Origin of the sequence: Christiangramia qingdaonensis (genome assembly GCF_048381525.1) — a bacterium.
Lineage (GTDB): Bacteria > Bacteroidota > Bacteroidia > Flavobacteriales > Flavobacteriaceae > Christiangramia.
The window spans coordinates 1-11,258 of sequence record NZ_JBLWIM010000004.1 but is presented as its reverse complement, the minus strand read 5'-3'; the positions used below and the strand labels follow the sequence as shown (position 1 = coordinate 11,258).

Sequence of the window (11,258 nt, the reverse complement as noted above, 5' to 3'; positions counted from 1 at the left end):
ACTTCTCATAAAAACTTGTTTGTAACGGTTTCGAATAATCGTCAGTTGTGGTTGTATGTATTCGGATTTGTCGGCTTAGGTTTGTGTTTCTTGGTTTCTAAAAATACTATTTTATTTCAAATGGCCACAATTGCGAATATTCGTTGTTATACACTGGTGCGACAGAGCCGAGTGAGAACCTCAGATAAGCCAATGTCGGGATTACTCTGACTTTTATAAAAAATCTTGCTCGTTTTGTTACAATTATTGCGTCTGAGTAAGCGTCCGTTTCTTGGTACTAAGCTTCTTATTGATGAAGTTCTTAGTAGCTAATTCGTTTTTGAGCAGCTACCAAAAGCTTCTTTTCTTATTTAATTTTTTCCTGAACGATCTTTTAGAATTTTCGATAGAACCAGGATTTTCTAATTCACGAATCACAAAAGATTCTTAGTTGAGAATTATCAATTGAAGCTTTTAAAATTCGAATTTTTCAGATTGGATTCTTATTGTTTTTAGTAGCTAAAATCGTTGCGGAGCACTTGTGTATAACGGTTTCGGTTATCGCCAGTTGGCGGAGTAAGGGACGCGGATTTGTCGGCTTAGTATTGGTTTGTTGGTCAAGTTAAATATTTTCTTTCAAACCCTGCCGCTTATTGGCGATTAACCGTTGTTGTTGCAAGTTAAACCTTGCACACTCTATAATTTTAGTTCCAAAATCTTTAGCATTAGGATTACTTGGAAAACTACCAATTACTTTGAGCTCTATGTTCTTGCTTTTTGGAAATTGAACTATTCTTCTATCGAATTATTAAGTACATCTGCAGAATAGAAATTTCCGAATGCTTGTAAGCTATCCTCTGGAACATCATAATTTACCAAATTTGGATCATCACTTGTAATTACTAATTCAAATCTCTCATTTTCAAATTGTCCGATTGAACTTATTCCACGTTGTGAAGCATTTCTAACTGTTATTCCTTTTGGAATTTTCAACATTGTGGAATCGGATGTGAATATACCTATTTCAATATCTTTTTCTAATCTTCCAATATCATAAGAAGGAGAATTTAAATAGCTGATTATAAAAACTATATTCATTAATATAGATATTCTAAAGATCCATTTTTTCATACGGGAATTTTAATGGTTTAATTTGCTACAACGGTCTCGGCTATCGCAAGTTGCGGGAGTTAGGACGCGGATTTGTCGGATTATTGATTTTAATAATTGGTCTCTAAAATAAACATTCTCACCAGACTACCCGTTATTTGCGATGAGCCGTTGTTGGCAACTGGCTAAATATTCGAATTATCTTATGAAACACTTAATATTACTTAATAGAATACTTAACTATTTTACATGAATATTAACCAATAATTTGATTATAGTCTTTAATCAAAGCTCTCATAAGCATCTCTCCATTTTTTCCAAGATCTTTATTATTTAAACCAAGATCTTTGCGCATTTCAGCCATAATACTTGTCATATAAAGTAGATGCTGTCTTGAGTTTACCTGTTCACCATCATTCTGTCTGTACATAAACTGAAAGTAATCCGAAAATGCTATTATAACTTTCGGAGAGGCATATAACACGTATTTTTTATAAAATTCGAATAGATCTGTGAGCAACTTATCATTATTATTTTTTTTATTTGCCTTTGTATTCGCAAAAATTCCAATTATAAGATTGACGTACTGCTGATAGATTTCTCTTCTTTCCTTGGTGATTTCATTCGTTAATTCTTTACGCTTTTCAAGATTACTTTTCAATAAATAACCTATTCCAGCACCAATTATTGGGAGCAGTATTGTAAAAATAGTTATAGTTGTTTGTGAATTCATATTCAGCTTGTTGCTAAGGTGTTTTTTATAGTTTGATCTGTTTGTACAGCGCCTAATTTAGCAAATACTAACCTTTATTTACTTAATCCATTTGCTTTAAATGTAGTGTCCAAAAGACCTTTAAAAATCTTCAAAGCAGAACTACCAAATTTTATTAAATCGAATTTCCCCCTCATCTTTACAAAATTTATTAATAATCTATCGGAAGTGCTCGATTTCCCAACTATCGATGTTATATACATAAATTTGAAGTAGAACTTAATAATTCTACTCATTCTATTTTTAGTTATTTTTTCAGGCGATTTATAAATCCCATAAACAATATAGTCATCTTCGAATTTGAACACTTCTGACTTACAAGAATAAATTAGAACCATTACTTCTCCCTGAGGTCCTTGTGAAAAGGATAAAGTCCCGCCTTTTTCAGAAATTATACCCGACTTTTCATTCGTTTTAGCATCTTTAATATTACTAATAATACCAACAGGATGGCTTCCCATAGAAATTTGAATAAAATTCTGGTTTAAGCTTTGTTTTTTTTCTAAATAATCTTCACTAAATGAAAGATAGAAAAACTCAAATTTGAAATGTTCTTTTAGCTCTTTAAGCAATGGTTTATAATAAGCCTCAACCCTTAATTTTAAATTTTCCCATTTCTTGCGATTTTCTTCAACTCGTTTTATTCCTTCTTGGAATTTTATGTTTTGTTCTTTAGCGAACTTAATGTAGTCCATTCTGTTTTAGCTTGTTGCCAACGGTTACGGTTATCGCAAGTTGCGGGAGTAGGGATGCGGACTTGTCGGATTAACTAATTTCTATTCTGGTTTCTAATATTACACTTTTTCTCCAATACCCGTTATTTGCGATGAACCGATGTTGGCGGTAGTTAATTTATTCTATATATGTTGCTGAGAAACTTCATCTACTTTAAATTTTACTTTACCTCAATTACATTATTTAGGTATTACGGAAACAGCTATGTTCACTCTGTAGTAAAATGTTTACTTAATTATTTTTATCAAAGTTTTTATAGTTCTATAATTTTCTGCGTTATCAGGAAAAAAATTAAAATTCTTTCTTTTTATCCTAAGATTAATCTTTTGATCAATCTTTTCAATTATTATTATTGAGTTGAAAAATCTTTTGTCAATTTGCATAAAAATGAACCCATCGCTTTCTTTGAAATTTACAACTTGTATAAATTGTGATTTTAATACATCTCTAATTTTGTTCCAATTTTTTTCACTGTAATCAATATGAAATGAGTGCTTTGATTCAAGAAAATCCTCAGTTTTTATATCGTCAAACTTTTCATAATCGAAAACATGCAAGAAAACAATTAGAGCTGCGATTCCAATACCAGCTACAAAAGTGATATACGGGTGCTCAGAATCAGCTCCGTTCGGAATAATCCATGCAAGGTATCCGATTGGAAACATATAAATCGTCTTGATTAGAAACTTTGTTAGTTTTGGGTGCATTGATGAAATATCCCTTTTTAGATCGGTTGGATTAAGTTTTTCAGTGGCATCTAATTAATTACCGCCAACGGTTACGGTTATCGCAAGTTGCGGGAATAGGGACTCGGACTTGTCGGTTTTGTTCTTTTCTTACTTAGGATACTAAATTACACTTTTTCGACAGAACCCGTTATTTGCGATAAACCGATGTTGTATGCCGTTTTATTGTTACTTTATTCTTACAGAATCTAATAAATTTTTCAGGCGATCTAATAATTCATCATAAAGTATAAACTCTATATCTTTAAGACTCTCTCGAAGATTTTTAAAGTGATGTTTTTTCTTAGCTGTATTTAGTTCTTTTGTTGAACCAGCTACTATAATAACTCTTGGATTAATAATATTGGCATCAATACCTGCTTCTTTTTCTGTTGCAGTTTCTTCTTTAATAGCTTTGGTATAACTTATAGAATTTTCTTTTGCTTTTTGTAGATAGTCTGAAGCTTGTGAAATTACCATTGCAACATCTTTTGACCAGTACCAAGTTTTGTGACTTTTATCGTATTTAATTAAAGGAGTATTACTCTTCTTAAGTTCATAGAAATCAACATAGCCATAAATATCTACTAATACCAAATCTGGATATTTAGTAATTCCTGTTGCAATGTTCTTGTAATTGATTTTATGAGCGTATCTACTGTCAAATAAGGTTATGTATTCATCAAAAAATTTCTGCCATTCACTTTCTGGAGGATTTTCTTTTAAAAGTGATTCATATTTTTTTATAATCTCTTGTAATGTTAGAATTTGAGCATTCTTCTGAAGTCCGAAAGACATTCTTTTAACTAAATCAGCACGTTTATACTTTTTAGCAGCATCAATATAAAATTCACCAATTTTTTCAATATCGTCAGCTGTTAATTGATCAATAAGCTTTTGATTTAAATTTCTTAAAATCAATTTCTTATTGTTATTCGTTTCTTTATGATCAAAATCTAATTGCGGAAATACTTCTATTAGAAAGTTTTTAATTAGAATTTTTTTTGTGTCGTTGCAAGCTCGTTGTTCCTGGTTTGTACTAGATATTAAATCCTCTAATTCTGATTGATTTAAAATTAGGCTTTTTCCTTTTTTACCGGATTGCTCTACTTCACTAATTACGATATTGTTAACTCTCTTATCATCAAACTGGTATCTGAAAAACCTATTTAATGTATTATCCTGAAAACCATATCCGAACTCACTTATTATTGAAGGAATTTCATCGTAGCCTTTAAGCTCGATGGTCTTGATTTGATCTCCTTCAAAGTAAAAAGTATAATCGGAGTTTGTTTGTTCGTAAATCTTTACTTTTTCTTCGTTTTCATCCTCTTTATGCTGTCTATAAACAATTCTTTTACCCTTCTTAACATCTTCAAACAACTTGAGCTTTTTAGTTTCTAGAAAAGGTTCTTCCATATCGATATTTTGTTTTAAAATGGCATACAACGGTTACGGTTATCGCAAGTTGCGGGAGTTGGGACGCGGACTTGTCGGCTTAGTTGTTTTCTTTCCTTGAATCTAAAATTACACTTTTTCGACAACACCCGTTATTTGCGATTAACCGATGTTGGGCTTAGTACTTTTATTAATCTAACTCACTTGCCTTTATTCGATTGGCAAATCTTTCCGCAGGCATCATTCTAATTTTAATATTTTCTGACTTAAGAATTACATCACCATTTCTATTATCTTTTTTTATTGTAAATGAATTTACAAATAGACTATCAAGAAAAGATTTTTCAGTACTGTTTTCTTTTTTATAGAATTTTAAATTACTAAAGGATTGATCAGTAGAGTAGTAGAGAATTTCTTTAGTATTATTTGTTCCAGGAACTAAAACTGTTGAATCAGAATTATTGAATCTTATAGCTGGATAGAATTTTTTATCTCTAATTGTAAAGGACAGTAATTGATTATGTATTATTCTGTCTTTTATATCTTCATTATTTATTTCTGTAGTTAAGAGCACCCATTTGTTGTCAAGTTTGAAATCATATTCTTTTGGATTACAACTGTGTAGAAATAATAAAGTCAATATTATAAGTTCTTTCTTCAAATTTTCTGTATTAAGCCCAACGGTTACGGTTACCGCAAGTTGCGGGAGTAAGGACTCGGACTTGTCGGCTTAACCATTTTCTTTCTTGATCTCTAAAATTACACTTTTTTGATAGAACCCGTTATTTGCGGTGAACCGATGTTGGCAAGCGTTAGTTTAGTTCTTTATTCAAGCGTTCGATTTTTTCTATTAGACCTTTATCAAATTTGACTTTATTTCTAGTAAATTTTATCAACTCATTTCCAATCTCTACAAGTCTGCCCATTTTTGAATTTTCGTTAGGAGTCCAAACCTTTCCTGCTTTTATTCCGTTATCGAAGACTATAAAATAGTAGTCAGTTCCATCAAATCCTATCGTCTCTTCTTCTGAATATCTAGTTTTCATTAGAGCATTTTGAAATAATGGCATTATTAAGTCATATTGTTCTTTGTCTAATTTTTTCTTGTACTCTTTTACCTTTATTTTTTCCCAGTTTTTGTTGTACCAAATTTTCGATTCGCAGATTCTAAAAATTAAATTAATTTCTGAATTTTTTTTGTCGTAATGTAAATCCAATACATATTCAGGTGTGAAAGATGGAAGGGTTATAAATCTTAAATCGGGAGAATCAGGAAGTTCCTTAAGAAGTACTTTTCTAATTTTTGAATGATACTCAAAAGCAAAATCATAATCACCAAATATTCCAGAAACTGGTTCAAGATGATCTGAATTGTTTTGAGCTTTTAATTGAACCGATATCAAACTTAGGAATATTAAGAAAACAATTTTATTATAGTTCATCATATTGTTTAATGCTTGCCAACGGTCTCGGTTATCGCCAGTTGGCGGAGTAGGGGACGCGGATTTGTCGGCTTAGTATTTTGTTGTTGATCAAGTTAATTATTTTCTTACTAACGCTGCCGCTTATTGGCGATGAACCGTTGTTGTACACTGTTTAAATATCCCGAATTATCTTTTGAATTTCTTCTCCATTAGAAAGTAATCTAAAATTAATTTTATCAAAGTTTTTATAGCTACCCATCTCTTTTTGAAGAGCTTGTATTATTTTCTTGCTGTTCTTTTCTAAATAATCTTTAGGAATCGCATCACTTTCCTTCTCTGTCTTTATTGTAACATTCAAAATACTTATTTGTGTTTTATCTGAGAGTACTTTTTTGATTTTAGTAGAGTATCCAAATTCAATTTTTTCATCAATATTAATTTCAGATAATAATTTTTGATTAGAATTGATTTCTATTGCTTCTCCTAATTCTGGTGGTTTTTCCGAACTTTCGTAGTTTATACAGTTTGTAAAACTAAAAGTTAGGGTTACTAATATTAAAAACTTTAATGTTCTCATTCTCAAATTTTAAATTGTGTACAACGGTTACGGTTATCGCAAGTTTCGGGAGTAGGGACGCGGACTTGTCGGATTAACTATTATCATTCTTGGTTTCTAAAATTACACTTTTACAATTAATCCCGTTATTTGCGATGAACCGATGTTGTGCTTTCGTTATTTATCTTGAATTGATTTCTGTTTCTATAGCATCAATTAACCTTTTCATTTCAGTCATTACTTCTCCAAAAAATTCCTGACCTCTTTTCCGTTGCCGAATAATCATACTTAAAATGTTTTGAAACTCCTCATTATGCTTTAGTTTTTCAAAATCATTTGGTCTCGAAAGACGCAAAGACTTTTTATGCAAGCGTCTAATATGTTTAGAAAAAAAAGGAGTAACCACCTCACTTATATTCCATTCGCTTTTGTCGTAATCATTGATTAATGATTTTAAACGGATTTCATACATATCTACTATATTCTGTCTAAGGCGTTCATTTTGTATTACATCAAGACCTTTTGTTTGGAGCGTATTATATGCTGAAGAAGTAATATATGGTGTGCTCCAAAAAGTAAGAACCCCGAAGGAACTATCAAGTTCTTTATCATACTTTAAATTATTTTCAATATAATTTTCAATTTTCTCGTATTTAAGAATGTCACCTTGATTAACTAAACTATCGTTTTTAAAAGTGTTATAATTAGAAATTAAGTTTGTTCTAATGTCCGATAAGAGATTTAATTCTTCTTTTTGAAGTTTTCGATTTTCATTCCAATTATTTATCGAGAGAGCAAATAAGATTCCAATAACAACAAGGACAATTTCTCCAATAGCATAAATTAGATATTTGCTGAATTTATTTTCAGAGAGTAGATTTTGTCTAATTTTTCTAAAGAATTTTATCATTAGAGGTTTGATTAGTTCTTCTAAAGATATGATAATTAATCAATCACATAATTCATGAAGGTTTAGGTTCTATAGAGTATTGCTCGTTGAAATAATGAAGCACAACGGTTACGGTTATCGCAAGTTGCGGGAGTAGGCACGCGGACTTGTCGGATTAATTATTTTCTTTCTTGGTTTCTAAAATTACACTTTTTCGGCAATACCCGTTATTTGCGATTAACCGATGTTGGGCACAGTTATTATGTAGCTACTATGTCTTGATCAAGAATTTCTTGAATACTATCTTTTAAAAGGTCTGCTCTTTCTTCTTGAGTAAGTAATGGATGATATTTTCTTGAAGTCGAAATTAGCTCAGCAATATCTTTGGAGTCCGAACAAATTATTCCATAATTCTTTGCTCTATCATATGCCCCAGACTGGAAACCACTGTGAGCAATCATCCACCCAATTATTGGTCCTCTAGAACTTCGAAACCAGTGAGGTATAAATTCCTTAACCTTATCAGTTAAACTGTATACATCTAATAATGTTTGATTGAATTCTTTGATTGAATTAACCTGGGATTCACTTGTATACTTCTTGCATTGTCCTATAATTCTTATTGGTCCATTTGAACCAAAAAGAAAATGTGCATCTGATCCAAAATTTATGGTAGCTATGAAATCGATACCTGCCTCATTCCCGGGAGGAGTTAAAACAAATCTTTTAGATCCTAAAAGTTTTACTGTTTGACACGCTAGAGCTTCATATTCTCTTGAATCCAGTTCATCAATTTTTTCTAAAATATTAGGTCTGCCTTTATATCTATTCAATTTAAGTTGTGAATAACCTTTTGGATTAGTTGTACAGGTAGATTTAATTAATTTATGTTTAGATGAGACAATTTCATAATACGGATTACAAGAACTATTCGATATTAATTTCCTCTGATTTTTATTGAAATAATTCCAAAGTCTATTACTTTTTTTTTCTACGAATTCATCTAACGCAATACCACTAATTCCAATTTCTTGCTTAACAATTTCTCTTAGTAACGTATTAAACTCTATATCGCCACTAAAAGATTTTAAGCGAAACATGCGTTCGAAAAGTTTTCTTGATTCACTTAAAGCCATTAAACTTCTAATAATTCATCCACAATTTCGTTCAGTTTTTCTAATGCTAACTTCAATTTCGCTTTTTCCTCTTTGTCTTTAAGCATTTTGTAAGGAACATTTTCTAAAGATTTTGTGCATTCTTCTAATGTTTCATAAACTTGAAGAATCGGATTGGCATTTCTTTTAGCTTCTTCCTCATACTTCTTCTGCAGTGCTGTAGAATAGGCTTCTTCTAAATCAAGGTTGTTTCTAAATTTTTCAAACTCTTTATTTGCATTTCTTATTAAGAAAGAAACTGTTCTTAGGTCATCACTCCTTTTTATTTTTCTATGTTTCCAATCTCCAAGAACTTCAGTACTTCCAATACTTTCATCTACTTCATCTTCATTTCTTGGATAAAACCAACTCAATAATTCATTAAAATTTAAGTCATTTTCAAATTTTCCTGATGAGTCGTTCCACTCTAACCATTCTCTAATCGGAGCGTTACTCCTTGAAAATACCTCTTGAAAATATGGATATGATCTTTCTTCAATTTCCCGTTGAAAATCGGATTCTTCTTTACCTTGTCTAAAAGCATAATATCCTCTTGCCCATTGACCTGCACCATAAGCTGTTAAGCCAAATCTTTTTCCTACTTTGGTTAAATTTAAATTTTCTTCCTCCATTAAGTTTACGAGAAGCTTTGCCTTGTTAAAGGCTGACCATTCGTGAACCCCCATAATGTGTCTAAGTCCTTGAAAAATCCAAGAGGCTTCTGAGTCAGTACCGGTGTATATCAAACAAGGAATCTTTTGAATTGATTGAACAATTTCTTCGTCAACTAAATTATTGTTATCATCATATTTTTCTTTTAATTTTTTAGCTGCACAAATCCTACGGTTACCTTCTAAAACAACAAATTTTCCTTCTTCGAACTCTCTTACAATTATTCTATCTATTGGCAGATATCCATTAACCTCCATATTCATGGATAATTTATCAACAGCAAAGTCAGAGGTCAATTTTAATATAACTTTTTCTTGGATTGCATCACTCTCAATTTTGTCATCTGCAATCTCTGTCCAATTCATTGAAACGAATCTTGGATTATTAGGATCAAGAAATATTTGCTCTAGATTTAATTCAGACGAAACTAATTCTTGAAAAATTGGATAAATTTTTTCCTCGGTTACTTCTTCCATATTTGAATTTTCATTTTAATAATTGTGCCCAACGGTTTCGAATAATCGTCAGTTGTGGTTGAAGGTATTCGGATTTGTCGGATTAGGTTTTTGTTTCTTGGTTTCTAAAAATACTATTTTATTTCAAATGGCCACAATTGCGAATATTCGTTGTTATACACTGGTGCGACAGAGCCGAGTGAGAACCTCAGATATGCCACCGTTCGGAATACTCTGACTTTTATGAAAAATCTTACTCGTTTTAAAATAAATATTGCGTCCGAGTAAGCGTCCGTTTCTTAGCACTAAGCTTCTTTCTGATAAAATTCATAGTAGCTAATTTGTTTTTGAGCTGCTACCAAAAGCTTCTACTCATTAAATCTTATGTGAACGACTTTTAGAATTTTCGATAGAACCAGGATTTTCTAAGTTTAGGATTTACGAAAGATTCTTAGTTGAGAATTATCAATTGAAGCTTTTAAAATTCGGATTTTTCAGATTGGATTCTTATTGTTTTTAGTAGCTAAAATCGTTGCGGAGCACTTGTGTATAACGGTTACGGTTATCGCAAGTTGCGGGAGTAGGGACGCGGACTTGTCGGATTAACCATTTTCTTTCCTGGTTTCTAAAATTACAATTTTTCGATAATACCCGTTATTTGCGATGAACCGATGTTGGCAATAGTTATTTACTCAACCACATTTTATCAATTAATTTGAGCAGTTTCGTTCGATTTTTTTTGTCTTTTATAAACTTTGGAAGTTTAGCGGATAATGTCATTCCTTCTCGTTCTCTAAGATCAGCGGAAATATAGTTTCTTAAATATTCTAGATGATCAAAGTTATAAGCCCAAAATATATTCCCTTTCAAATTTTCTTGTAGCCAAAGTGAAACACCAAATATAGGATCCTTTGCTCCAATTTGATCATTGAATATCATTGTATATTTTATATTTCTAGGCTCATATATTTCTGTATTACCGCAATTTTCACAACTAACACTTACTGTCTTTTTCTTCTTTTTCAAATTAGGAATAGATTTTTGGATATCAGCTCCACATTTTGAACAGTTTCTTTTTAGCTCCAATCTATATCTTATCAGATTATTTTGATTGACTGTCAGTTTACAATTTGGACAGTGTATTTTGGAGTTTTCGTTAAAGAACCATTGAAAAACACTATTATCATTTTTTAGAATTGCTCTTTCTTTACATGAAGGACATTTTATAAGAGTCTCCTTTGACCAATTTGATATGTTATGATCAGAATCCTTAAATATTTTGTTGTCCTGATTTTTCATAATAATTATTGCCAACGGTTACGGTTATCGCAAGTTACGGGAGTAGGGACGCGGACTTGTCGGATTAACTATTTTCTTTCCTGGTTTCTA

General features: G+C 31.3%; 13 protein-coding genes. 1 reads left to right on the top strand and 12 read right to left on the bottom strand.

Annotated elements, in window-relative coordinates; translation table 11 throughout:
* Positions 1-210, top strand: a 210-nt coding sequence (locus ACNI3T_RS00415; RefSeq protein WP_418226127.1) for a hypothetical protein, incomplete at its 5' end; no start/stop codon positions are given.
* A gap of 558 nt (positions 211-768) precedes the next feature.
* On the opposite strand, the gene ACNI3T_RS00410 is transcribed toward ACNI3T_RS00415, so the two are convergent.
* From ACNI3T_RS00410 to ACNI3T_RS00355, 12 genes are all read right to left on the bottom strand, one after another.
* Entirely contained in the window at positions 769-1,110 is a 342-nt protein-coding gene (locus ACNI3T_RS00410) for a hypothetical protein (protein WP_418226126.1), read from the bottom strand.
* 235 nt (positions 1,111-1,345) lie between these two features.
* Positions 1,346-1,822 (bottom strand): hypothetical protein, encoded by a 477-nt coding sequence (locus ACNI3T_RS00405; protein WP_418226125.1) that lies wholly within the window; start codon positions 1,820-1,822, stop codon positions 1,346-1,348.
* Between the two features lie 74 nt (positions 1,823-1,896).
* The gene (locus ACNI3T_RS00400; RefSeq protein WP_418226124.1) at positions 1,897-2,556 is read right to left on the bottom strand and encodes a hypothetical protein; all 660 of its coding nucleotides are present in this window, start codon (positions 2,554-2,556) and stop codon (positions 1,897-1,899) included.
* A gap of 267 nt (positions 2,557-2,823) precedes the next feature.
* Positions 2,824-3,261, bottom strand: coding sequence for a hypothetical protein (locus ACNI3T_RS00395; protein WP_418226123.1), 438 nt, complete (start codon positions 3,259-3,261; stop codon positions 2,824-2,826).
* A 249-nt stretch (positions 3,262-3,510) separates the two neighbouring features.
* Positions 3,511-4,740 (bottom strand): Shedu immune nuclease family protein, encoded by a 1,230-nt coding sequence (locus ACNI3T_RS00390; RefSeq protein WP_418226122.1) that lies wholly within the window; start codon positions 4,738-4,740, stop codon positions 3,511-3,513.
* A 169-nt stretch (positions 4,741-4,909) separates the two neighbouring features.
* Positions 4,910-5,380 (bottom strand): hypothetical protein, encoded by a 471-nt coding sequence (locus tag ACNI3T_RS00385; protein ID WP_418226121.1) that lies wholly within the window; start codon positions 5,378-5,380, stop codon positions 4,910-4,912.
* 151 nt (positions 5,381-5,531) lie between these two features.
* The gene (locus tag ACNI3T_RS00380; RefSeq protein ID WP_418226120.1) at positions 5,532-6,164 is read right to left on the bottom strand and encodes a hypothetical protein; all 633 of its coding nucleotides are present in this window, start codon (positions 6,162-6,164) and stop codon (positions 5,532-5,534) included.
* A gap of 151 nt (positions 6,165-6,315) precedes the next feature.
* Entirely contained in the window at positions 6,316-6,720 is a 405-nt protein-coding gene (locus ACNI3T_RS00375) for a hypothetical protein (protein ID WP_418226119.1), read from the bottom strand.
* 160 nt (positions 6,721-6,880) lie between these two features.
* On the bottom strand, positions 6,881-7,609 hold the full coding sequence (locus ACNI3T_RS00370; RefSeq protein ID WP_418226118.1) for a DUF6090 family protein: 729 nt from the start codon (positions 7,607-7,609) through the stop codon (positions 6,881-6,883).
* A 239-nt stretch (positions 7,610-7,848) separates the two neighbouring features.
* Positions 7,849-8,688, bottom strand: a complete 840-nt coding sequence (locus ACNI3T_RS00365; RefSeq protein WP_418226117.1) for a restriction endonuclease — start codon at positions 8,686-8,688, stop codon at positions 7,849-7,851.
* 35 nt (positions 8,689-8,723) lie between these two features.
* Positions 8,724-9,890 carry a hypothetical protein gene (locus ACNI3T_RS00360; RefSeq protein ID WP_418226116.1) on the bottom strand — a complete coding sequence of 389 codons (1,167 nt, stop codon included), beginning with the start codon at positions 9,888-9,890 and terminating at the stop codon, positions 8,724-8,726.
* Positions 9,891-10,553: 663 nt separating this feature from the next.
* Complete coding sequence (locus ACNI3T_RS00355; protein ID WP_418226115.1) at positions 10,554-11,168, bottom strand: hypothetical protein; 615 nt, start codon at positions 11,166-11,168, stop codon at positions 10,554-10,556.
* Between the last annotated feature and the right edge of the window lie 90 nt (positions 11,169-11,258).

Excerpts from the sequence above, each read along its gene's own strand:
- ACNI3T_RS00410 (WP_418226126.1), bottom strand. The coding sequence starts at position 1,110 with ATGAAAAAATGGATCTTTAGAATATCTATATTAATGAATATAGTTTTT.
- ACNI3T_RS00405 (WP_418226125.1), bottom strand. The coding sequence starts at position 1,822 with ATGAATTCACAAACAACTATAACTATTTTTACAATACTGCTCCCAATA.
- ACNI3T_RS00400 (WP_418226124.1), bottom strand. The coding sequence starts at position 2,556 with ATGGACTACATTAAGTTCGCTAAAGAACAAAACATAAAATTCCAAGAA.
- ACNI3T_RS00395 (WP_418226123.1), bottom strand. The coding sequence starts at position 3,261 with ATGTTTCCAATCGGATACCTTGCATGGATTATTCCGAACGGAGCTGAT.
- ACNI3T_RS00390 (WP_418226122.1), bottom strand. The coding sequence starts at position 4,740 with ATGGAAGAACCTTTTCTAGAAACTAAAAAGCTCAAGTTGTTTGAAGAT.
- ACNI3T_RS00380 (WP_418226120.1), bottom strand. The coding sequence starts at position 6,164 with ATGATGAACTATAATAAAATTGTTTTCTTAATATTCCTAAGTTTGATA.
- ACNI3T_RS00375 (WP_418226119.1), bottom strand. The coding sequence starts at position 6,720 with ATGAGAACATTAAAGTTTTTAATATTAGTAACCCTAACTTTTAGTTTT.
- ACNI3T_RS00370 (WP_418226118.1), bottom strand. The coding sequence starts at position 7,609 with ATGATAAAATTCTTTAGAAAAATTAGACAAAATCTACTCTCTGAAAAT.
- ACNI3T_RS00365 (WP_418226117.1), bottom strand. The coding sequence starts at position 8,688 with ATGTTTCGCTTAAAATCTTTTAGTGGCGATATAGAGTTTAATACGTTA.
- ACNI3T_RS00360 (WP_418226116.1), bottom strand. The coding sequence starts at position 9,890 with ATGGAAGAAGTAACCGAGGAAAAAATTTATCCAATTTTTCAAGAATTA.
- ACNI3T_RS00355 (WP_418226115.1), bottom strand. The coding sequence starts at position 11,168 with ATGAAAAATCAGGACAACAAAATATTTAAGGATTCTGATCATAACATA.